The sequence below is a fragment of the Mesorhizobium sp. WSM4841 genome, assembly GCF_055811515.1.
The window spans coordinates 81,890-103,505 of sequence record NZ_JBVVQC010000025.1; the positions used below are offsets into that span (position 1 = coordinate 81,890).

Consider the following 21,616-nt stretch of genomic DNA (forward strand, 5'->3'; position numbering starts at 1 on the left):
ATCCCAAGCGCGGTGATGAAACGCGCACATGGGGAAAAGTTGCAGCTGTGTGATGCTCTGGAGAAAATTGCGGACGCTTTGCCGAACGTCGATCGCCTGAAGTGCCTTGGCATAGCCAACGCAATCGTCCCGTTGCTGCGCAATATTCATCAGTATGAAGAAATGGTAATCTTCCCCGCCTATGAAGCCTCTGCAGTCGCCGGCAATGACAACCTTGCCTCAACCCGGCGACTGCGCGCCGAACACGTCGAAGATGAATGCTTTGCCGGCGAGGTAACTGAAACCCTGCTAGCGATCGGCCATGGCGAGACAGTCGAGAATGCCGAAACGGTCGGCTTCATGCTGCGCGGCTTTTTCGAAACCATGCGCCGTCATATCGCGTTCGAGCGCGAGCATGTCTTGCCGGCGATCGGAATCATCGATCAGGGCGTAATCTAGGCGCCGGAGCGTTGCTCCAGCCGGCCCAGGCTGTCGACCGTCACATGCCGGTTGTTCTCGATCCGGATCACGCCGTCCGTTCTTAGCTTGGTCAGCTGCCGGCTCACTGTCTCGATCGTCAGGCCAAGGAAGTCGGCGATGTCGGCGCGTGTCAGCGGCAGGTCGAAGGTCGCCGATTTTGCGGTGGAGTTGACCGTGGGATCGATATTCGTGGCGATCATCAGCAAAAAGCTTGCCACCTTTTCCAAAGCGGTCTTGCGCCCCAGCGTCAGCATCCAGTCGCGTGCTTCGTCGAGCTCGTTCAGCGTTTGCTTGAGCAGGCGATGCTCGAGTTCCGGTGAATCCTTCATCATTCGTTCGATAGCGGCCTTTGGAAAGGAGCACAGAGAAACGGCGGTTGCGGCTTCCGCGTTGATCGCGCTTTCCACCTTGAATGGCCGACCCAGAAAGTCGGGCGCAAACTGGAGGCCGACGATCTGCTGGCGACCGTCGGAAAGGCTCTTTGTCAGCTTGACCACACCCGAAAGCACATTCGAATAGCTGTCGACAGCCTCAGCATCGCCTATCAGTTCGATCCCCGGCGCGATCTTGTGCTTTGACGATGTCTTGGCGAGTCCGACCAGTTGGGCGGGATCGAGCGCGCCGCATACGCCGCGATGCCGTGCCTCGCAAGACTGGCAAAGCACCGGAATGCCGGCACTGTGAACGTCCTGCCGCACTGTCATCATGATCGTCCCGACGGAGCCAAAGTGTCGGCAAGATAGCATCGGCTGCTGAAAAATCCTTGCGGCAGTTTGTCCGCAGCTCAGGGCTTTGACAGAAATCAAGGCGACGTTGGGGAGCTGCAGCCAGAATTCAACCTCGCAAAGGATGATGGAAGGCGACATGCAACCGGAATTGGCTGCCAGACTTGGCGAGAATGTCCCCCGCTACACCAGTTACCCGACCGCGCCGCATTTTCATTCAGGCGTTGATGCTGCCGTCCATCGAGGCTGGTTGGAAGCGATCCAAGGCGGTGACGAGATTTCGCTCTACCTGCACATCCCATACTGCGATCGGCTCTGCTGGTTCTGTGCGTGCCACACCAAGCAGACCCGCCACTACGAACCGGTGACTGCTTATCTCCGCTCGCTTCATGCGGAGATCGCAACAGTCGCCGGCCTCGTCAGCGGCAAGGGCCATGTCCGCGCCGTCCATTTGGGCGGCGGTTCGCCCACCATGCTGAAGTCCGATGACATGGTGGCACTAGGAGCCGTCTTGCGGAGCAGCTTCGATTTTCTTCCGGACGCCAGCGTCAGCGTCGAGATCGATCCGAACGACATGGACGAGACACGCCTCGACGCGCTCGCCGAAATCGGCATGACGCGGGCGAGCCTCGGCGTGCAGGACTTCGATCCGAAAGTGCAGAAGGCGATCAACCGGGAGCAAAGCTTCCTGCAGACAAAGGCTGTCGTCGACGGGGTCCGTTCGCGCGGCGTCACGTCCGTCAACCTGGACCTGCTCTACGGCTTGCCGCACCAGACCAGGCAGGGCATCTCCGCCACCGTCTCGCAGGCCCTGACCCTGGAGCCGGACAGGATGGCGCTGTTCGGCTATGCGCATGTGCCGTGGTTCAAGAAACACCAGACGATGATCGACGAAGCGTGGCTGCCGGATTCGGTCGAACGCTTTGCTCAATCGCAAATTGCCGCCGGCCTTATGCTGAAGGCAGGGTATCAAGCCGTGGGCTTCGATCATTTCGCCAGATCCGGTGATGCGCTGGCCGTTGCAGCACGCACCGGAACCTTGCACCGGAACTTCCAGGGCTATACCGAGGATCGCTGTGAGACACTGATCGGGCTTGGTCCTTCATCGATCAGCCAGTTTCGTCAGGGCTATGCACAGAACATGCCGGCGACCGCCGAATACGGACGCATGGTGGAGCAGGGAGGCCTGGCTGCCGTGCGCGGCATCGAGTTGTCCGATGATGACCGCGTGCGCGGCTGGATTATCGAACGGCTGATGTGCGATTTCGCCTTCTCGGCGATCGATCTGGTCGAGCGCTTCGGCGAAATCGGCCAGAAGCTTCTGCTCCAGGCGAGTTCCGTCGCCCTTCGTGATCCTGCTCGGTTGCTGGAACTGAATGGCGACAGTTTCGTAGTGCCGGTGGACAATCGTCCTTTTGTCCGCAGCATTGCGGCCAGGTTCGACAAATATTTCGAAACCGGCAAAGCCAAGCATTCGGTGGCAGTCTGAGCGCCGGCCCGGTTAGAAATGCTCCCCGGTCTTGAATGGGCCGATCCGCGTTCCTGCCGCGATCAGATAGGCGGTCGACCAGCCGATCAGCAGAAACCCGTTGACGCCCTCGAGCGCTGCTAGCACGCGCCACCCGTGAGCGGGTATGACGTCGCCATAGCCGACCGTCGAAAAGGTAATGGTCGAGAAATACAGTGCGGTTTCGAAGTCGGCAAAGATGTCGAGCAACAGGTAAATCCCTGCCCAAAGCCAGACCTCCGTTGTGATGACGGCGAAGAGCCCCATCACGACGCTGATTATCGCGACTATCCGGCTGCGGCGGCCATGCATGCGAAACCGCGCCACCAGATACCTCATCGCATAGGTAACGGCGATCAGACCGAAGGTGTGAATCAGGACCGTCAGGCTTATGACGACCGTGCCGACGAAGAGATTGAGGGCCATGCAACGAAATTAGGAATCTCTCGGAGTGCGTTCCTTGCGCGAAATCAAAACCGGCCGAGTTTCGCCGAAGCCAGCCTGTTCGCCACCGGCCGTCGCAACGGGACCGAGACGGAAGAACATCGCCAGCTTCAGGCTTGTCGCGATCCGCTCGACTCGGTCGACAAACACCGCCGCAGTTTCCGGAGCGAAGAGTTCAGCCGCCGTCTGGCCGAACAGGGTCTGCCAGATCTCGAAATCGGCCTCGGTGACATCCTTGAGTTTGAGGTGCGCCGGCACCGGGCGTCCGTGATAATCGCCGCTCTTGAGGATGACTGAACACCAGAAGTCCGTCATTTTCTCTAGGTGTGGCTCCCAGTCACCGGTGATCTCGCGTGCGAAAATCGGACCGAGACGTTCGTCCTGCCTGACTTTTGTGTAAAATTCGCGGACCAGTTTTCCGATCGAGGCTCGATCGACGCCGGCATCGTTCAAAGGCTGTTCCGCGACCGGGCGTGCCCGATCGGCCAAAGCTGATTTCAAGGTCATCATGCACTCTGTTCGTGTTGTCAGGAAAATCCCAGGCGCCGAAGGGCGACCTGCACGAGGCTGGGCCGGTCGCGGACCAGCCGGAAGCCCAGATTGTCGGGCGGCGTGCCGACGGCACAGCCGCCGCTCTTGCCGTCGCGGATGAAGTTCGACATGTAGGTGCGGTGAAACCCTTCAACGACGCGCACGCCGCAATTGTCGATCGAACTCGCGGTTCGCTTGCCATCCATATCAATCGTGGCATGCGAATAACATGTCGAGGTCCATTCCCAGACATTTCCAGCAACGTCCGCCAGGCCTTTTGAATTGGTGCCGAAGGAACCTTGAGTCCTCGGCTCTGGATCAGGTTTGCGTCCCAGCGCAGCCTCCAGGCGATACTGTGTCAGCCACCGGCGCGCCGGATTGTTCGGGTCGCTTTCGCCGCCCTCAATGTCACCTCGGAACCGTTCGCTGGCCGCATAAGCCCACTCCACGTCCGTCGGCAACCGCCATGCCTCTCCTGTCCGCGCCGAGAACCACCTCGCGTAGGCTTCGGCATCGAGATAGCTCACACCGGTGACCGGAAGGTCACCGACATTGCGTGCATCTGCTGGTTTGCAGGCGCCGTCCGCCACACAACGTCCATATTCCGATACGCTTACCTGGTATTTCATGATTTCCAGTGGCGCGTCGATGGTTTCCTGCTCGATGGGCGCCGCGACGGGACGGTTCTCCTTGAGGAATTCCCCAGCCTGCGGGTGATCAAACGAGCCGGGTCCCAGGACCACCAGTTCGCTAACGGCCACCGGTTGGGAGAACTCCAACGACCTATCGTGGAGCGCATGAGCAATGCCGATGCTGATCAGTGCGGCAGCCGCGATTGTTCCGAGGGTGAAGACAGGATCGAAGGACATGGCGTCAAGTCCGGCCGCGATTGCAACCCCTTGGCTTCGCCGCAGGGCTGCACTGAGGATCGATCTCCCGTTTACGAGGCAATTGCCTTGGGTGCTTCGACCTGCATCATCAGATCGTCGTCCCAGTTTCCCTCGACCGTGAAATGCGCGGTCGCACCGAGTTCGACGGCCTCGATCAGATTATGGTTCACATAGGCGTAGATGCCCGGCTGCAAGAAGGTGTAGAGCGCCGCGCCAGCCGACCCGCCGCGGATGAACCAGGTTTCCAGATCCTTGGCCGGAGGGTTGGCGAACTTGCCATGTTCCCAGACAAAGTCGCCATGACCGCCGATCAGGTGCGGACGCGTGTCGCGGTTGGCCTGCGAATGAACGATCAATATCGTTTCGCCGACCTTCGCCTTCATGGCATTGTCGCCGGTTAGCGAACCGGCCTTGCCGTTGAACACGACATGCGTCGGGATCAGCCCGCGCATGAGCTTCATGGTCTCGTCGTAGCTGTCGCCGGCCGAGTCGTACTTCTTGAATTGCCCTTGCTCGTCGCGCGCGATGTAGAAATCGTTCTCGCCGATGTAATAGATGCGGTCGTAGCGGACCGGCCTGCCCTTGTCGTCCTTGAGGCCATCGCGCGGCAGCACCATCACCGCTCCGCTCATGCCCGAGACCACGTGCCATGGGATCATCGCGCCGCCGGGTGCGCAGTGGTAGACGAACGTTCCGCTCCGGGTAGCCTTGAAGCGCAGCGTGACCTGTTCGCCCGGATTGACCAGCGTCAATTCGCCACCGCCAAGCGCGCCGGTGGCGGCGTGGAAATCGATGTTGTGGGCGAGGGTATTGGTGTCGGGGTTGACGAGCGTGAGCTCGATATAGTCGCCTTCATGCACGACCATCAGAGGACCGGGAATCGAGCCGTTGTAGGTCATTGCATTGAGCTGCGTGCCGTCGGCGTCGATGACCACCGGCTTCTCCTCGATCGTCATGATGAATTCGACGACCCTTGGACCGCCCTTGGCGACCTGATCATGAGCATGGACGAACGGCGGCGGGACCAGCGTTACCTTTTCACGGGGCAGCCCGGCGACATCCTTGGCGCTGGCCACGGCCGGCATTGCACCAACGGCGGCGACTGCGGCTGCGGTAAGAACAGAACCCAACAAAGCTTCGCGTCTCGTAAGCATTTCCATCTCCTTGGTTTCGGCCATTCGTTATCGTCAGAATAGTCTCGGCTCCGGCCAAGTCTTTGCGCTAACGCAAATCCAATACGATGATGCAATTTTCTGTGTTTTGGAGACCGCATGTACCAATGTGGACGTCGAACCGGATGGGAAGCCGCACCTGAGAAGGGCAACTCCCATTAGAGGCATCGGCTCTGCTGCATGAAATCGGCAATGAAATAGGCCGGGCTGGACCTCTCCCCTGGTCCACCCGGCCTTCCCCCCGGCCGCCGAACCGGAGGGGATCTGTGAAGAAGGTTAGTTAGAGGCGGTCTTGGTCACTTCGGCGAACAGTTCTGCGAATACCGGCTTGGCTTTTCCGACCTGCTTGACGGCTTCCGCTGCTGCCAGGTTGACGGGCTTGCCGACCACGATCAGCGCAACCATGCCCATGCCGTAGTGTGGAGCGCACTTCACGCCATAGACCCCCTCCTTGGTCACGGTCACAGCAATTTCCGCGTTAGGTTTGCCCTTGAAAGCTTCAGCTCCGTCCGGAATCATGCCCTTGATGCTTTCGGCGTTGTGGGACTTGTCGGTCGGCACGAACTTGATCGTGTCTCCAGGCGCCGCCCGAACAAAAGCAGGCTGGTAGACCATTGAGCCTTTCTCTCCCTTGTTCAGCATCTGCACGACATGTTCTTCGGCATTTGCCGCACCGGCGATGGAGAGCAGGGCGACGGCCGCGGCGATCAGTGGCAGTTTCATGGGGACATCCTTTCTTGGTTCATCACGGCATCAACCGTTGCGCTCTTCTACGTGACTGGGAGACTTGGGAATTTGCGCTGGCGCAAATTGGCGTGCGAAATGTGCATGGGAGAGAGCTGCCGCGTCTAAGGAGCCGGTTCCTGCCGAGCTCCGGCCTTCAAACGGCGGTTCTCGGCTGCCTCGCTTGCAAACGTGGTCGAATGAGCATCCCGCCGAACAAGCCCGCATAGCCGATGAAGGATGCGATCCACAGCGCCGCCGAGATATCGAGGAGCATCGCTTGCGCCGGCGCGAATGCAGCTCCGATGCGAAAAAGGGCCGCAAGCGCGATCGCGACAAAGATCGCACAAGTGCCGATGCCTGCCCGCAGTTCGCGACCTGTGTGTCCGAGCGTGGCGCGGGTCATGACGGCGAGCGTCATGCAGGCCACCGCTCCGACGCCGAACGCATGAATGCCGGCTACTGCGGGCACTTTCGCGGGCACGAAGACAGCGAGGCCGGCGATCAGGAGGCCGATCGGCACGAAGGCGAACGCGACATGCAGGACTAGCACCAGAGGATCGCGCAGCGCTCGGTCTCCGGCCCACCGGGCAAGCCGAATGGTATTGAGAAGCGCCCCAAGGATCAGCATTGCCCCGGTGCCAGCACTGTCTGGAAGAAAGGCCCAGGCCGTCAATCCGGCTGTGGAAAGCGCGATCGCTGCCACGTCGAACCTGCCGAACGGGACCGGAAGCCGTCCCGGTCGCTCGCGCGCCAGCCAGTTGCGGGTGAAGGAGGGAATAATGCGGCCACCTATGATCATGATGAGGACGACCGCTGCGCCAAGACCGAGGCGGCGGCCGATGTCGGACACGCCTTGATAGTTCGCCTCGGCATGAAACGTCATATTCGCTGCCAGAAGCGCAGTCACAGGCAGAAGAACCTTGAGGTTTCGCCAGTTTCGGCCGGCGATGATTTCCGTTGCGGCGGCGGCGACAACCGCGAGAAGAAAGGCACAGTCTATGACGGCGCCGAGCAACCAGCCTGTCTCCGTCGAAAAGAAGACGGCAAACCGTCCCGCGCACCAAAGCAATGCGAGCGCCAGCAGGGGAAGGCCCTGCACGGGAAGACGTCCGGTCCAGTTCGGGATTGCGGTCAGCAGGAAACCCGTCACAACAGCCGCCAGATAACCAAACAGCAACTCGTGGACATGCCAGTCCACGGGCGAGAAGACGCTGGAGGCTTCGAGCTTGCCGTAGAACAAAGGCAGCCAGAACAGGATCGCCGCGCCGGCCTGCAGGGAGCCGAGCAGAAAAAATGGCCTGAAACCGTAAGAGAGGGCTGCCGGATAGCCGCTTGGCCGTGTGCGTGGAATTGCCATGATATCCCCTGAAATGGAAGCTACGGGCGGACGTGACAGGTCATGTCGACCTGCCACGCCGGTCGTTCTATCCTGACTGGACAGACGGAATTTGCCGCTGCGCAAACAAGATTGAAAATTTTCAGGGTGGGGGCGGCGGAAGCGCCCCTTGCCGCCCGCCGGTCGCCCATGAGACATTCTCTGACCGGGCTCGGGGTGCACCGGCGGCCGCCAAAAAACGGAGGAGATAGAGTTGGGTAGCCTCGATCGCTCGCTGATTGCCGGGCTGTCTGTCTTTGAAGGCATAGCCGCAACGGATCTCGACCGTATTGTCGGCCAGGCCCGATCACTGAGGATTGCCAAGGACCAGCCGGTGTTCGAGCAGGAGCAGGAAGCACATTCCTTTTTCCTGCTGCTCGACGGACATGTGCGCGTCGTCAAATCGACGCCTGACGGGCACGAGGTGACGGTTCGATACATTAGTCCGGGCGAGTTGATGGGCATCGCCCACGCGCTTGGCCGCACCACCTATCCGGCCAATGCCATAGCCGCCGTCGATTGCGTGGTTCTTGCCTGGCCGAGCCGCCTGTGGCCGGCGTTCGCCGCCGATTTCCCCAGTTTCAGCGCCAACACCTACAAGGCCGTGGGCAGCAGGCTGCAGGATGCCCATACGCGCGTCATCGAGATGTCCACCGAGCAGGTGGATCAGCGCGTCGCCCATGCGCTGCTCAAGCTGGTCAAGCAGACAGGCAAAAAGACCGAGGAAGGCATCCTGATCGACTTCCCGATCTCACGCCAGGACATTGCCGAGATGACGGGAACAACGCTCCATACGGTGAGCCGGCTGCTCTCGGCATGGGAAGACCAGGGATTGGTCAAAAGCGGACGCCAGCGGGTGACCGTGGTCGAACCTCACCGACTCCTTCTAATCGCGGAGGGCCGTGAAGAAAAAGGCTAATCCGGGTCGCCAGCGTTCATCACCGCCAGCAGGTCGCAACGGAGTTCTTCTTCACTCAGGTAATGCTCCCGTGCCGCGTCGGAAACTGTGTGAAACGAAGCAATCGGGCAGCCGACGCAAAGCATGCCGTGCTGGAGCAGGACCCGGATGGCCGCCGGCGACCTACGCATGATTTCGTCCATCGTCGCATCGTCGCTGAATTTGTGTTTCATGCTGCATGTCCGCGCTTTGGAAGCGGACATGTTGCATCCGCTTCGCCGGATGCTCGTTGCGCTGAGACAAAGAGGAAACAGCCCGATGCACCCTCATCACGGTTGAACGGCGCAGATCGTCGACCGCGTCAGGAACCGCTTCTCCCGCCCGTTGTCCAGCGAGAACATGCCGCCGCGGCCAGGCACCACGTCGATAATGAGGTCGGTATGTTTCCAGGCCTCGAATTGCGACGCACCGATGTAGAACGGCGTTTCGCCGATGTGGCCGAGCAGCACATCATGGTCGCTGACGATGAAGCCGGCACGCGGATAGCACATCGGCGAAGAACCGTCGCAGCAGCCGCCGGACTGATGGAACAGCACCGGACCGTGCTCGGCAACGATCTCCGCTATCAATTCAAGCGCTGCCGGCGTTGCCGTGACCTTCTCATGCATGGCTTTTTCGATTTCCAGCTCGTGGGGCGCGGCCCCCTGCGGAGCCGCGCCTGTGAGCCAAGAGGCGATCAGAAGAAGCCGAGCTTCTTCGGGCTATAGCTGACCAGCAGGTTCTTGGTCTGCTGGTAGTGGTCGAGCATCATCTTGTGCGTCTCGCGGCCGATGCCGGACTGCTTGTAGCCGCCGAAAGCCGCATGCGCGGGATAGGCGTGGTAACAATTCGTCCAGACGCGACCAGCCTGGATCGCGCGGCCGAAGCGATAGGCACGGTTGCTGTCGCGCGTCCAGACGCCGGCGCCGAGGCCGTAGAGCGTATCGTTGGCTATCGCCAGCGCTTCGTCGTCGTCCTTGAAGGTCGTGACCGAAACCACCGGCCCGAAAATCTCCTCCTGGAAGATGCGCATCTTGTTGTGGCCCTTGAACACGGTCGGCTTGACGTAATAGCCGCCCGCCAGGTCGCCGGGCAGCACGTTGCGGGCGCCGCCGGTTAGTACCTCGGCTCCTTCCTGGCGGCCGATGTCGATGTAGGACAGGATCTTTTCCAGCTGTTCGGAGGAGGCCTGGGCACCGATCATCGTCGCCGGATCGAGCGGATCGCCCTGCACGATCGCCTCGACGCGCTTCAGCGCACGTTCCATGAAGGTGTCGTAGATCGATTCGTGAATGAGCGCCCGGCTTGGGCAAGTGCAGACTTCGCCCTGGTTCAACGCGAACATGACGAAGCCTTCGATCGCCTTGTCGAAGAAATCGTCGTCCTCGGCGACGACATCCCTAAAGAAGATGTTGGGCGACTTGCCGCCGAGTTCCAGTGTGACGGGGATCAGGTTCTGGCTGGCGTATTGCATGATCAGCCGGCCTGTCGTGGTCTCGCCGGTAAAGGCGATCTTGGCGATGCGCGGCGAGGACGCGAGCGGCTTGCCGGCCTCGAGGCCGAAGCCATTGACGATATTAAGCACGCCGGGCGGGAGCAGATCGCCAATCAAATCAGCCCACAGCAGAATGGCGGCGGGTGTCTGCTCGGCAGGCTTCAGCACCACGCAGTTTCCGGCGGCAAGTGCGGGTGCAAGTTTCCAGCAGGCCATCAGCAGCGGGAAGTTCCAGGGGATGATCTGGCCGACCACGCCGAGCGGCTCATGGAAATGATAGGCGACGGTATCGTCGTCGATCTGGGAAAGGCTGCCTTCCTGGCCACGCACGGCGCCGGCGAAATAGCGGAAATGGTCGATGGCTAAAGGCAGGTCGGCCGCTGTCGTTTCGCGGATCGGCTTGCCGTTGTCCCAGGTTTCGGCGCACGCGAGCAGATCGAGGTTTTCCTCCATGCGGTCGGCGATGCGGTTGAGGATGAGCGACCGCTCGGCCACGCTGGTGCGGGCCCAGGCGTCCTTGGCGGCATGGGCCGCGTCAAGCGCTGCCTCGATGTCCTGCGCATCAGAGCGCGCCACTTCGCACAGCAACTGACCGTTCACCGGCGAGTAGTTTTCGAAGTAGCGGCCGGAGCGTGGCTCGGCCCATTTGCCACCGATGAAGTTGCCGTAACGCTTGTCGAACGGCGCCTTGACCGAGCGTGAGAATTCAACCTTGTTCATGTGTCTTCCTCCCAAAGCTGACGTCGCGGGATGCGACGCTTCGGAAGAGAGACTTGCGTTTTCCGCCGCTATTGTCACCGTGCCGAGGACAGTGGCCGGGCGGGATGTGTCGCAGAATTGCGACAGTCAGGCGGGGATTCGAAAAGGTCAGTGCGACCTGTGGACGTCCAGGCGATTGAGCTTGCGATGAAGCGTCGCGCGGCTGATGCCAAGCGCCTGAGCCGCAGCCGAGACATTTCCGTCTGCGCGAGCGAGCGCCCGCTGGAGAACGCCGCGCTCCGCCTCGGCGAGAACTTCGGGGCCGCTCTCGGCCCAACCGAGCAGATCGGCCGCAGGCATCGGCTTGTCGAGACAATGTTGCGTAATTCCAAGCGCCAGGCGAGCCGACCGGGTCGCACCGACTACAAGGTCGTCCACATCAACCGCGATCAGCGCGCCGGAACCTTTGTCGGTCACCGGCGCCAGAAGAATTCGCGCCTTGGGGAAGGCCATCCTGAAGTTCTCCGCCTCGATCCGACGCACTGCGTCGACCACGGCCACCGAAATAAGATTGGCGAAGGCTTCGGTCAGATCGGCCCGGCAGGAGGAGACGTCAAGCGCGGCTACAAGATCCCCCTCATGATCGTAGATCGGTGCAGTGGTGCAACTGAGCCCCGTGTTGCGCGTGTGAAAATGCTGGTCGCGGTGGATCGTCAGCGCGCGCTGTTCAACCAGGCAGGTGCCGATCCCATTGGTGCCCTGGCTCTCTTCGTTCCAGACGGAGCCGGTCCACAAACCCCAGGAATGAAAAGTCTCGTCATCCACAGGCGCACCGCGCCGTTCGACCGGCACGCCGTGACGATCGGCGAGCAGAACGCAGCATCCGACACCGCCCACCGCAAGATAGAGCCGGTCCAGGCTCGATTGGGCCGCCCGGACGAGCGGTTCAATGCGTTGCCGGGCCTCCCCCAATTCCGCCTCTGTCAGATAGCGTGGCGGGCTGCAATCGGTCGGATCAAGCCGATGCAAACTGGAAGACCGTCGCCAGGAGGCAACCAGCGCGGACTTCGCCGCCGCGTCCGAAGCGATCGCGGCCTGAATGCGGTCGGCATGATGACCGGATAGATCCTCGCCCATGCTATCCTCTCAAACCTGATTTCTTCCCTCGCGATTTGACTGATCTGCGGTTCGATCAGCTCATAGTCAATTCGTCGAAAGAAGCAGGAGGGCATCTTCCTCTTGCCCATCCTTGGCCAAGCAATGGCTGCCTCATCGAGACAGCCTACCAACAGAATGCCGTGCGTTCATTGATCAGGAGCAAAGTTTCCCTTGCCCAGACTCGTTCCGGCCGGCGAACAGCCCGAGAGACGGACGTGGCGAAATTGGTGCAGAAGATAATTGGTGGGTTTAATGGAGGGTCTCGCCGCAGAGAAAATATAACTATCTGTTTTTCAATGGGTTATTTGTAGTTGTGGCGGAGAGAGCGTCCGTCTCCGCCTAATCCAAGGGCGTCCAAGGGTGTCTGATTTCAGCGCTGTAACCCTTGCGTTCCATGCATTTTAGCTCCAATGGCGTCTAACAGGGTCTTGCCAAGTCCAGCGGCAAGTTGTACGTAGAGCTGTCCGTAGGAGAGTTCGAATGCAAATCAACCGCCTGTCCGTCGCTGCCGTCAACGCCAAGACCAAGCCAGGCCTATATGCCGATGGCGGCGGACTTTACCTCCAGATTGCCAAGGGCGGTTCGAAGTCGTGGATCTTCCGCTACATGCTGGCCGGGAAGCCGCGCAAGATGGGCTTAGGTTCGGTGCATACCGTGCCGCTAAAGCTGGCACGAGATCGTGCCGCAGAGCAACGCCTCAAGCTCCTCGATGCTGACGACCCGATAGAGAAGCGCAAGGCCGAACGGCTGGAGAAGCTGGCGGCCTCGGCAACCGTCCTGTCCTTCAAGGAAGCGGCCGACCAATACATCAAGGCGCATCGCTCAGGGTGGAAGAACATCAAGCACGCTGGCCAATGGAAGGCGACGCTGGAAACGTATGTCTATCCAGTGTTCGGCGAACTCGCCGTCTCCCGTGTCGATGTCGGGCTGGTCATGAAAGCGCTTGAACAGATCTGGACGACAAAGCCAGAAACGGCAACGCGGGTGAGGGGACGGATCGAGAGCATTCTTGATTGGGCCACTGCCCGGAACTACCGGCAGGGCGAGAACCCGGCCCGGTGGCGCGGGCATCTCGACAAGCTGCTGCCTGCCCGTAGCAAGGTCGCCAAGGTCAAGCACCATGCCGCACTTCCCTATGCCGCGATCGGCACCTTTGTTGGTGACGTGCGCAAGATGGAAGGAATCAGCCCCAAGGCGCTGGAGTTCGCGATTCTCACGGCCACCAGAACCGGCGAGGTCGTCGGCGCCCGCTGGCCAGAGATCGACGTCGACAACGCCCTGTGGACCATCCCCGGCGACCGCATGAAGGCCGGCAAGGAACACCGCGTCCCGCTGTCGAAGCGCGCTCTTGAAATTCTCGCCAGTTTGCCGCGCGATAAGGATACCGAGTTCGTGTTTATCGGCGACAAGAAGGGGCAGCCGCTTTCCAACATGGCGCTGCTGATGACGCTTCGCCGCATGGAACGCCCTGACCTGACCGTCCACGGCTTCCGCAGTACGTTCCGCGATTGGGCAGCGGAGCAGACAGCCTTTCCAAACGAAATGCTCGAAATGGCGCTGGCACACTCTGTCAGCGATAAAACCGAAGCCGCCTATCGCCGCGGCGACCTTATGGAAAAGCGCCGCCGTCTGATGGCCGACTGGGCAGCCTATTGCGAGGCGCCTCCAGCGAAGGCCGGCAACGTCGTTCCGATCCGGGAGGCCGCTCATGTCTGACTGGCTCTCTTTCGAGGATGCAGTAGCGCTCGTATCTGTTCGTCGCAATCTCTCCCATATGGACGCCGGCAACCATTTGCGGGCAGCTATTGCCATAGGCGAGATCGAGGCGCGCAACCTGCGACACATGGTGACGGACTTCATGCCATCCCTCAACGGCAACGAAGATCGAGAGGTCAGCAGGCGGGCTTTGTTCAAATGGCTTGAGGCGCAAAGTGTGCCAGTACCGGCCATCCCACTGGAGGGCATTTATCTCTCGCCATTCATGCAGATGATGCTCGACGCCGTTCGGCATTTCAAAATCTCTGACACGCCGAACCCCCGACTGCGGAAGGAAGAAATCAAGGAGTATTTTGTCGGGCGACGATTGCCGAATGGACAAGCGATTTCGCCGAACCAGGCCGAAAGCATGGCGACGTTTGTGCGGTCGCCAGATGCGATGAAGGGCGGCAACAAGCGCGTGGGTTGAACCCTTTGACCCATTCGCGCAAACCCTTCCAACGATGAATCCGCCGATGTGCTCGGTCATCCTAAGGCGTCCAATAACGCCTAGGAGCAACCAAAAATGGAAGTCCAGAACATCATCCGCTTCCCTGAGCTGAAGAAGCTCACGGGCTATCCTCGCTCAACGCTTTACGCAAAAATTGCCAGGGGCGAATTTCCAAAACCGGTCAAGATCGGCCCTCGCTCAAGCGGCTGGCTTGAGCAAGACGTCGCTCAGTGGCAGCAGAAGGTGATCGCCGCAGGCCGTGAGGTGGCGGCATGACCCTTGATCATTCGCACTCCGAAGCCATCGACCTCGCCGGCAACTGGCTTGCCCAAAACCCCCGCTATCGGCTCTCGCAGCCGGTAATTCCGCTGTTGCGTGAAAGGTTCGGCCTAAGCGTCACCGAAGCGGTGGAGGCCTGCCGCGTCGCATCGAAGGCAAGGGAGGCTGCCCATGCGAAACCCTGAAAACGAAACCGCCCTCGGTCTGGCAACCGAGAGCGGCATTTCGAAAGGTCTTGCAGCCTTCGGAACTTACCCCAGCATCTCCTTCTCTGCAAATGGACTTCGCTATCGCGACCATTGCCCGCCGCTGTCATCTGCCGGCGCCTACGGCTCGCGTCGTGGTCGATCTTGCCCGACTTGGAGGGCAGGGCTCATGAGGAAGGTTTCCTCACAGACGAAATGGAACAGTTCGCACCCGAAAGAGCTCTGGGCTCACTCTGCGCTGCGATCGGCTCTGCGCAAGGGTCTTATCGTCAGGGGCAAATGCGAAGTCTGCGGCGCCGAAGGCACCGATGGTCACCATGCTGACTATGACAGGCCCATGCAGGTCAACTGGCTATACCGGTTGCACCATCGTGCCGTGCATAAGAAAGGGCAGGGTGGTGACTGATGGCCGAACCCAAGCCTATCTATGCGCCGATCCCTGCGAGGGCGATGGGCGACAAGACGCTAACCGGCGAGGATCTGCGGGTCCTTATGGCACTCGCAGCCCACGACCGGCTCGGGGCGAACGGGATAGGCTGTTACGCCAGCCATCCCCGTCTTGCCGCTCTCGTCGCTTGCCACATCAAGAGCCTGTCGCGATCTCTCAGCACGCTCGCCGGCAAGCAGTATATCACCGCCGGCCCGCACCCACTCAATGGCAGGCTCAGGGTCTATCGGGTGATCTATTCCGAGTTCGACGGCCTCTATCTGAAGGCTGGAATAGGTAGCAACGCTGTTACCAATTCAGCCTCGATAGGTAACAACCCTGTTGCCGAAAATGGCCCGATAGGTAACAAGGATTTTGAGAAAGCTGTTGATTATCAAGAGGATACTGGTGTAAATATATTAGGTGAAACCTATAATAGATCCCGTGAAACGGTTTTAATACATCCCGTTGAAACGGCGTCATCGACGGAAGCGCCCTGGAAAAGGGGCAAGGAGCAGGTGAACTCGACAAGCGTCGGCGCCCTTCTGGCAATGGTCGAGCGCTCGTTCAAGGCCGGGGCACAGGTCACCAATGCACAGGTCACCAATCTTCGAAAATGGCATGAATGGCTGGATGGGCTGGTAGGCGACACTGCATCCCTGACCAATGACGACGCCAACTATGGCAGAGCCCGAAGACTGTTCGAAGAGATCGGCGGTGTTCTCGATGTCGGTGGCGCATCATGACCGCCGGCGGCCAAGCGGTCTGCGGCCTCGACCACACGCCGTATCCTGCCGCACAGCGCGATGTTCTCGGCCAGCATTTCTTCTGTGCGTTCAAGCGCGAGCTCGGTCCGATTGATGCGCTCTCTAGCATCGGCCATCGCGCGTCCGTGGAGTTCTATGGAGTCCATCATGATCTACTAACTCATGGCGGACCAGATCGTTCCCGCTACCTGAAACACCGTTCAGGCGCGCTCTTTTTCTCCCCTCGCTCGACAAGCGACAAATCGGCCGGTTTCGAGGCCTTGGCGGAGGTATTTCCGCCAGTGATCCTTGATTTATAAGTGTTTTCGCCAAGTTCATTGCGTTTACGTACAAATCAGCGCACATTGGCGGCTCAAATCGGAGCTGAAAAGTGGCGGCAGATACCGGCGAGATGGAAGGCGAATCCCCTACGAAGGGTGGCGGGAAGGTGCGGCTTAAGACGCTGGCCGATCTGGACCGGCGCACGCTGGCTGCTCGGGCAGTGTTCGAACGTCGTTCGGCCTTCGCTTCGGATCTAGGCGGCGACGACCAACTCAGCGCCATGCAGAAGGAACTTGTCGACAGCGCGGCTATGCTTGGCGCCATGCGAGAGGATGCAGCCGCTTCCTGGCTATCTGGTGAACCGACTGACCTGATGGAGTTTCAGGCGCTTGTGAAGGCGCAACGGCAGATCATCGCCGATCTGGGCTTGAAGCGTGATGCGCGCGACATCACCGATCACCTCGACGCCTACAGGCGCACGGCATGAAGACGCTGCTCGACGCGCTGGATGATCCCAAGCTGTTCGCGCCATGGTTCCGCGACGTTGAGACGTGGCAGGCCTGGCGTGCCTTCCTTGCCTCGCTGTTCGGCCTTCCAATGTCCGACGAGCAGTTGGCTATCTTCACCGCTTGCACTGCACGGCAACACGCCCCTGCAGCAGCCGCCAAAGAGGCTTGGCTGATCATCGGCCGCCGCGGCGGCAAGTCCTTCATGATGGCGCTCTGTGCGGTCTTCCTGGCCTGCTTCCGCGACTACACCCAATTCCTCGCCCCTGGCGAGCGTGCCACCATCCTCGTCATTGCCGCCGACCGTAAACAGGCCCGCCCTCAAGAAGCGGATCGAGCGCGAGGCGCAGGAAAGCGTCGACCTTACCGGCTTCACCACCATTGAGGTGGCCACGGCCAACTTCCGCACCGTGCGCGGCTACACCCTTGCCGCTGCCTTGTGTGACGAAATCGCCTTCTGGCGCTCGGAAGACAGTGCGAGCCCCGACAAAGAGGTTCTGGACGCTCTGCGGCCCGCCATGCTGACAATCCCGAACGCGATGCTCTTGTGCGCCTCATCCCCTTACGCCCGCCGTGGCGTGCTCTGGGATGCCCGGCAGCGCCACTACGGCCACGATGCTGCGCCGCTCGTCTGGCAGGCCTCGACGCGCACCATGAACCCCTCTGTGCCTCAGGAGGAGATCGACAAGAAGTACGAGGAGGATGCTGCCGTTGCCGCGGCCGAGTATGGCGCGCAGTTCCGTTCCGATCTTCAAAGCTTCGTCGACCGGGATTCTGTAGACGCCTGTGTCGAGCTCGGCATGCGCGAGAGGCCTTTCGAACGGCAATGGGAATACACCGCCTTTGTCGACCCGTCGGGCGGCGCTGTCGATGCCATGACGCTCGGCATCGCTCACCGCGAGGGCAAGACCGCCATTCTCGACGCGATCCGCGAGATCAAGCCGCCGTTCAACCCGGCCGCGGTAGTCGAGGAGTTCGCGCTGCTGATGAAAACCTACAAGATCACGTCGGTTTATGGCGACCGCTATGCCGGCGAGTGGCCGCGCGAGGCATTCCGCCACCATGGGATCAACTACATCCTCAGCGGCAAGACCCGGAGCGACATCTATCGGGACACGCTGCCCCTGATTAACGCCGGCCTCGTTTCCCTGCTCGATAACCCGAAGATGCTTGCGCAGCTGGTCGGCCTTGAACGCCGTGTTGCTGCCCGAGGGAAGGACTCGATCGACCATCCTCCGGGCGGTCACGACGACCTGATCAACGCCGCCGCTGGCGCGCTGGAGAAGGCCTACGAAACCGACGGTCGGCCTAGATCAACCTACTCCGGCCCGAAGCCGAAGCCCGTCTTTACCGACCCGCTTTCTGACTACCGATAAAGGAGATCGCCATGTCCGCATCAACCAACTCAGCGCCGGCCAATGCAGCCAAGCTGCGCAAAGCCCAAAAACAAGCCGTGGCCAAGGCAAAGGCTCGCACCGCGAAAGGAGCCCGGAAATGACCACGATTGGCGATGTGTTCGGGCCTGATGGCCGCGAGCGTTCGAACCCGTTCAAACGTGATGCCGAGGGCAAGATCGTCAGCATCAGCGCCATTTCCGCGCTTTGCCGGGAAAACCCGCGCCGTGCGATCGAGATGTGCAAGGCAGCCGGGGAAAACCTCGACGCCTGGTTTCCGACGAACCCGAGATGAGGAAAAGACCCATGACGACACTGCTACTGTCCGCCCATTCCGTGGCACTGCACGCCGCCCGCACGTCAGCCGAGTTCGCCGCGGTGATCTCCGCGCTTGATACCGACCTCAATGCGGCCATCACCGGCAAAGCCGAACTCGCCAAAGCCGAGGACAAGGCCATCTTCGGCGATGGCGACCTGGCCGAGGTTCGTGCGTCGATCGCTGACTGCAATTCCGAGATTGAGCTCATCGAAAAGGCGATTGAGGGCGCCGAAACACGCCGCGCCAAGGCTGCTCAAGACGAGGCCGCAATCGATATCGAGGCGCTTGGCAAGGATGCGAAGGCCAAGGCCGCCGACCTCTCGAAGCGGTGGAAGAAGGTCTATGGCCTCATTGTGCAGGCGCGCGCCGAACTGTTCGAATGCGATGCTCTCAGGCGATCCCTGCTTGCGACCGACGGCGAGTTCGAGAAGGCCAGGCGTCCCGATCTGCGCATCAACCTGACGACCCTTCGCCGTGAGGCGATGGCAGGCCCGCGAGCGTCTATCCCGGCACGGTTGAGCCGCCCGGCAATCCAGGCCGACACGCTGCTGTTGTCGTTTCTCAGCCTTGGCGGCCCACTCGACAACCGAGCCGGCGTTCGCGCTCAAACCAATGGTGTCCCGTCCAAAGCCGATTTCCACCATCCGGCGCAGGGAGACTGATCATGCAGGCCTATGCCTTCCAGGCGGCCAAAAAGGTGGCGGCATGACGACCTACACCTTTCATACAGAGGGGCACTGCATGGGCGGCTTTGTCCCGACCGGCGCCGAAGACGCCTAAATCCGGCAACGTCACCGTGCCCGATCCGATGCTTGTCTGGGTGGCCGGTTGACGGTTGATTGTGTCGTTCCCCGACAGCCGCCCTTTCCCTTCCCGCGCCGTTGGATCGGGTCTTGGTCAAAATTTTACTTTAGAAACTTGGAACATAAGTGAGGCAGAGAACATTGTTGGCGCCATGGACAAGAACGATGGCGACAATCTTCCTGAGGGGTTTCCGGGCAACCTGCCCGAGGATCCAGTGATCCTAGCCGATATCAAGAAAAGAATTTCGAGAGAGATCGACGGTAAAATTGGGCCGGACGGCTTGGTGGTCACGGAGGCCAGGCGGGATCGCAATCTGGTTGGGGAATGGGAAGAAGCTGACGCCCTCGACAGCCAACCGTCCGTGGTTCCGTTTTTCCTGTTTCTGTATGTGCTCTCAATGTTGGGCGTGGTAGGGTACGCCATCGCTCGCTGGTACTTTCTATGGCGTGCTTGAGTTTCCTTCTCTCATTTAACTCACATGCGGCAGCGCCCTGAGGGAGCTGATTTCCTTCATGGTCAACCTCGCCATGGAACAAGCCACGCTGCCTCACGGTGGCGGGCTACCTACCTTGCAGGTCGCTAGTCAGAACTCTAACGCGGCCCATCTCGTCCAACTGCCCTGCATCGTATTTTTTAGATGCCATTTCACGGACGGCATCAAAGCCGAAGTCTGCGATCGCTTCGGTCGATGTCACGACGAGGACACGCTCTGTTCCATCAAGGCTTCAAGCAACAACTCGAACCGCTCAGTGATTCCCTCTTCGCCAGTAAAAACCAGACCCATATGCCATCTCCCTGACCAAATAGGAGGCTCTACTGTTCTACCGGAATCGGCCGGTGCTCCGGCTCGGCATGATGAAGCACCTGGCCAAGATCGCGCTTGTCGAAGTCCTGTCCACAAAACGGGGCAATGCTCGAAAATGCTCCGCCTCGGGCTTGATTGGCCGGTCGTGGTCCTTGCCCTGGTAGCCTGTGGCTTCGTTGTTTGTCCGGTGTCTCATTTCTGCGCTTTCAGGGCCCTCGCAGCTTCTGTCAGGGCAGCCCGATCGTTGCCGATGGTCCTGATCAGATCGCGGACCTGATCCGGCGTGATCCCCATCTCGAGGGCAAAATACTCCACCTCGTAATTCTCATCGGCAGAGACACGGTTGCGGTCGCGGAAATCTCGGCTTGGTCTTGTCGTCGGCCATGGCTGTTCCTCCTGGTGAAAAGGAAACAGCGATCCGGGGCGGAATGTTCCACTTTGCTTATTCAAGCGAGAGCTAAGGGAACTGAAACAACCATGCTGGCCGCTATGCCGGCTGTTAAGGAAGCCTGAAGAACAACCCCATTTGACCGCGCAATCATGCGGCCGGGCCCAGACGCCAGGTATTAGAACAAGTCGAACGAGAACCTCTTCGAGATACTCAAGCCGAAAGCGAATTGATCTTCGCTGCCAAACTTAACAATCGGCGAATCGGCGGCGTCGCCCACAAGCTTACTGTACGATGCCTTTGCGTTCAAAAACCAGGTCGGCCGAAATTCATATCTTGCAAGCCCCCTGATACCCACGCTCTTAAAGCCACCGCCTGGATCAAAGGCGTCAACTCTGAAGCCTGTGTTAGCGGATTCTCGAGCCGAAACTCCGAAATAGCTGTCCATATAGTCGGCTGAAGCAACTGTCGCGAAAGGTCCCAATTTGAGCTCGAGCTCAGGCGTAGGCCGGGCCACCGCGTTCACGCCGAATTCACCCACGACACCGTCAGCACCCCCGAAAGCATAGCGAGCCTCTCCCCAAACCTCCGCGTTGGTCCATTCATAGCTGGCCCGCAAACCAGCTTCGAATGTAGCGTCGACATCATCAAGCCCGGACAGGTCTGGATCATCGCTGACGTCCCGATCAGAGGTGTAGTTGAAGGACGGACCGATCGCGAATCCGCCTGCCTGAGCCTCTGGGCTACCGATTGCAAACAAACCGGGGATGGCGAGATAGCCGAAGCCGATCACTGGCCACGGCCAAATCTCATAATCCTTTGAACCTTCGTATTCAGGCTGAATTATTCCGCCAAGGCCGAGTTCAATGACAACGTCGACATCAGTCTGCGGCGCCTGATCCACTCCTGAATTGTCGGCTGACCAGGCGCGCGTCACAAGGAGTACGGTTGCAGCAACCACGCTGAGGCCAATTTTGATCAAAACCTTCCACCTTCGGACGCTAGAAATCGTTCCACTGCATGGTGAAGTATCAACCAAGATGCTGCAAGCGAAATTGGCATAGTGAATATCAGCAACCGCGTCGTGTGGCCGAATTTTGGAGTTCGTGGGCGAACAGATCGAGGCATAGCTTAAA

28 protein-coding genes are annotated in these 21,616 nt (G+C 60.1%); 15 read left to right on the plus strand and 13 right to left on the minus strand.

The features are described from left to right. The first annotated feature begins 15 nt into the window (after positions 1 to 15). Positions 16 to 438 carry a hemerythrin domain-containing protein gene (locus AC0L14_RS24865; RefSeq protein WP_473751061.1) on the plus strand — a complete coding sequence of 141 codons (423 nt, stop codon included), beginning with the start codon at positions 16 to 18 and terminating at the stop codon, positions 436 to 438. Here the strand turns inward: AC0L14_RS24865 and AC0L14_RS24870 are convergent. Continuing rightward, a complete protein-coding gene (locus AC0L14_RS24870) occupies positions 435 to 1,163 on the minus strand; it encodes a Crp/Fnr family transcriptional regulator (RefSeq protein WP_473751062.1) in 729 nt (242 codons plus the stop codon). The two genes, AC0L14_RS24865 and AC0L14_RS24870, sit on opposite strands and share 4 nt — an antisense overlap. A gap of 160 nt (positions 1,164 to 1,323) precedes the next feature. Here AC0L14_RS24870 and hemN point away from each other — a divergent pair, with 160 nt between their 5' ends. Beyond that, positions 1,324 to 2,673 (plus strand): oxygen-independent coproporphyrinogen III oxidase, encoded by a 1,350-nt coding sequence (gene hemN / locus AC0L14_RS24875; protein WP_473751032.1) that lies wholly within the window; start codon positions 1,324 to 1,326, stop codon positions 2,671 to 2,673. Between the two features lie 12 nt (positions 2,674 to 2,685). On the opposite strand, the gene AC0L14_RS24880 is transcribed toward hemN, so the two are convergent. The 6 genes from AC0L14_RS24880 to AC0L14_RS24905 all read right to left on the minus strand — a co-directional run bounded on the left by AC0L14_RS24880 (position 2,686) and on the right by AC0L14_RS24905 (position 7,811). Continuing rightward, complete coding sequence (locus AC0L14_RS24880; protein WP_473751033.1) at positions 2,686 to 3,117, minus strand: ion channel; 432 nt, start codon at positions 3,115 to 3,117, stop codon at positions 2,686 to 2,688. A gap of 9 nt (positions 3,118 to 3,126) precedes the next feature. Next, a complete protein-coding gene (locus AC0L14_RS24885) occupies positions 3,127 to 3,645 on the minus strand; it encodes a group III truncated hemoglobin (RefSeq protein ID WP_473751034.1) in 519 nt (172 codons plus the stop codon). A gap of 17 nt (positions 3,646 to 3,662) precedes the next feature. Further along, a complete protein-coding gene (locus AC0L14_RS24890) occupies positions 3,663 to 4,535 on the minus strand; it encodes an SUMF1/EgtB/PvdO family nonheme iron enzyme (RefSeq protein ID WP_473751035.1) in 873 nt (290 codons plus the stop codon). A 71-nt stretch (positions 4,536 to 4,606) separates the two neighbouring features. Continuing rightward, positions 4,607 to 5,710, minus strand: coding sequence for a copper-containing nitrite reductase (gene nirK / locus AC0L14_RS24895; protein WP_473751036.1), 1,104 nt, complete (start codon positions 5,708 to 5,710; stop codon positions 4,607 to 4,609). A 294-nt stretch (positions 5,711 to 6,004) separates the two neighbouring features. Next, on the minus strand, positions 6,005 to 6,451 hold the full coding sequence (locus AC0L14_RS24900; RefSeq protein WP_473751037.1) for a pseudoazurin: 447 nt from the start codon (positions 6,449 to 6,451) through the stop codon (positions 6,005 to 6,007). A gap of 157 nt (positions 6,452 to 6,608) precedes the next feature. Then, positions 6,609 to 7,811 (minus strand): NnrS family protein, encoded by a 1,203-nt coding sequence (locus AC0L14_RS24905; protein WP_473751038.1) that lies wholly within the window; start codon positions 7,809 to 7,811, stop codon positions 6,609 to 6,611. 232 nt (positions 7,812 to 8,043) lie between these two features. Between AC0L14_RS24905 and AC0L14_RS24910 the strand changes: the two genes are divergently transcribed. Next, positions 8,044 to 8,748, plus strand: a complete 705-nt coding sequence (locus AC0L14_RS24910; protein ID WP_473751039.1) for a Crp/Fnr family transcriptional regulator — start codon at positions 8,044 to 8,046, stop codon at positions 8,746 to 8,748. On the opposite strand, the gene AC0L14_RS24915 is transcribed toward AC0L14_RS24910, so the two are convergent. The 4 genes from AC0L14_RS24915 to AC0L14_RS24930 form a co-directional block, all read right to left on the minus strand. After that, positions 8,745 to 8,960, minus strand: coding sequence for a DUF1858 domain-containing protein (locus AC0L14_RS24915; protein ID WP_473751040.1), 216 nt, complete (start codon positions 8,958 to 8,960; stop codon positions 8,745 to 8,747). The two genes, AC0L14_RS24910 and AC0L14_RS24915, sit on opposite strands and share 4 nt — an antisense overlap. Positions 8,961 to 9,056: 96 nt before the next feature. Beyond that, positions 9,057 to 9,395, minus strand: a complete 339-nt coding sequence (locus AC0L14_RS24920; RefSeq protein WP_473751041.1) for a DUF779 domain-containing protein — start codon at positions 9,393 to 9,395, stop codon at positions 9,057 to 9,059. Between the two features lie 68 nt (positions 9,396 to 9,463). Beyond that, complete coding sequence (adh, locus tag AC0L14_RS24925) at positions 9,464 to 10,981, minus strand: aldehyde dehydrogenase (RefSeq protein WP_473751042.1); 1,518 nt, start codon at positions 10,979 to 10,981, stop codon at positions 9,464 to 9,466. 147 nt (positions 10,982 to 11,128) lie between these two features. Beyond that, positions 11,129 to 12,097: a helix-turn-helix domain-containing protein gene (locus tag AC0L14_RS24930; protein WP_473751043.1), complete on the minus strand. Its 969-nt coding sequence runs from the start codon at positions 12,095 to 12,097 to the stop codon at positions 11,129 to 11,131. Positions 12,098 to 12,598: 501 nt separating this feature from the next. On the opposite strand from AC0L14_RS24930, the gene AC0L14_RS24935 reads away from it, so the two are divergent. From AC0L14_RS24935 to AC0L14_RS24990, 12 genes are all read left to right on the plus strand, one after another. After that, complete coding sequence (locus AC0L14_RS24935; protein WP_473751044.1) at positions 12,599 to 13,834, plus strand: tyrosine-type recombinase/integrase; 1,236 nt, start codon at positions 12,599 to 12,601, stop codon at positions 13,832 to 13,834. Next, on the plus strand, positions 13,827 to 14,303 hold the full coding sequence (locus AC0L14_RS24940; protein WP_473751045.1) for a hypothetical protein: 477 nt from the start codon (positions 13,827 to 13,829) through the stop codon (positions 14,301 to 14,303). Before AC0L14_RS24935 ends, AC0L14_RS24940 begins: the two co-directional genes overlap by 8 nt. A gap of 96 nt (positions 14,304 to 14,399) precedes the next feature. Next, complete coding sequence (locus AC0L14_RS24945) at positions 14,400 to 14,600, plus strand: helix-turn-helix transcriptional regulator (protein ID WP_473751046.1); 201 nt, start codon at positions 14,400 to 14,402, stop codon at positions 14,598 to 14,600. After that, positions 14,597 to 14,788: a hypothetical protein gene (locus tag AC0L14_RS24950; protein ID WP_473751047.1), complete on the plus strand. Its 192-nt coding sequence runs from the start codon at positions 14,597 to 14,599 to the stop codon at positions 14,786 to 14,788. Before AC0L14_RS24945 ends, AC0L14_RS24950 begins: the two co-directional genes overlap by 4 nt. A 426-nt stretch (positions 14,789 to 15,214) precedes the next feature. Continuing rightward, a complete protein-coding gene (locus tag AC0L14_RS24955; RefSeq protein ID WP_473751048.1) occupies positions 15,215 to 15,982 on the plus strand; it encodes a helix-turn-helix domain-containing protein in 768 nt (255 codons plus the stop codon). Next, entirely contained in the window at positions 15,979 to 16,302 is a 324-nt protein-coding gene (locus AC0L14_RS24960; RefSeq protein WP_473751049.1) for a hypothetical protein, read from the plus strand. The genes AC0L14_RS24955 and AC0L14_RS24960 overlap by 4 nt, the downstream gene beginning before the upstream one ends. Before the next feature lie 71 nt (positions 16,303 to 16,373). After that, on the plus strand, positions 16,374 to 16,751 hold the full coding sequence (locus AC0L14_RS24965; protein ID WP_473751050.1) for a hypothetical protein: 378 nt from the start codon (positions 16,374 to 16,376) through the stop codon (positions 16,749 to 16,751). Continuing rightward, the gene (locus AC0L14_RS24970; protein WP_473751051.1) at positions 16,748 to 17,155 is read left to right on the plus strand and encodes a hypothetical protein; all 408 of its coding nucleotides are present in this window, start codon (positions 16,748 to 16,750) and stop codon (positions 17,153 to 17,155) included. Before AC0L14_RS24965 ends, AC0L14_RS24970 begins: the two co-directional genes overlap by 4 nt. Continuing rightward, positions 17,064 to 18,146, plus strand: a complete 1,083-nt coding sequence (locus tag AC0L14_RS24975) for a hypothetical protein (protein WP_473751052.1) — start codon at positions 17,064 to 17,066, stop codon at positions 18,144 to 18,146. The genes AC0L14_RS24970 and AC0L14_RS24975 overlap by 92 nt, the downstream gene beginning before the upstream one ends. 118 nt (positions 18,147 to 18,264) lie before the next feature. Further along, on the plus strand, positions 18,265 to 18,459 hold the full coding sequence (locus AC0L14_RS24980) for a hypothetical protein (RefSeq protein WP_473751053.1): 195 nt from the start codon (positions 18,265 to 18,267) through the stop codon (positions 18,457 to 18,459). 11 nt (positions 18,460 to 18,470) lie between these two features. Continuing rightward, positions 18,471 to 19,145 (plus strand): hypothetical protein, encoded by a 675-nt coding sequence (locus AC0L14_RS24985; RefSeq protein ID WP_473751054.1) that lies wholly within the window; start codon positions 18,471 to 18,473, stop codon positions 19,143 to 19,145. A 293-nt stretch (positions 19,146 to 19,438) separates the two neighbouring features. After that, the gene (locus tag AC0L14_RS24990) at positions 19,439 to 19,741 is read left to right on the plus strand and encodes a hypothetical protein (RefSeq protein WP_473751055.1); all 303 of its coding nucleotides are present in this window, start codon (positions 19,439 to 19,441) and stop codon (positions 19,739 to 19,741) included. Between the two features lie 543 nt (positions 19,742 to 20,284). On the opposite strand, the gene AC0L14_RS24995 is transcribed toward AC0L14_RS24990, so the two are convergent. Next, a complete protein-coding gene (locus tag AC0L14_RS24995) occupies positions 20,285 to 20,407 on the minus strand; it encodes a hypothetical protein (RefSeq protein ID WP_473751056.1) in 123 nt (40 codons plus the stop codon). A gap of 251 nt (positions 20,408 to 20,658) precedes the next feature. After that, positions 20,659 to 21,616: MipA/OmpV family protein (locus tag AC0L14_RS25000; protein WP_473751057.1), on the minus strand; the 958-nt coding region annotated here is incomplete at its 5' end.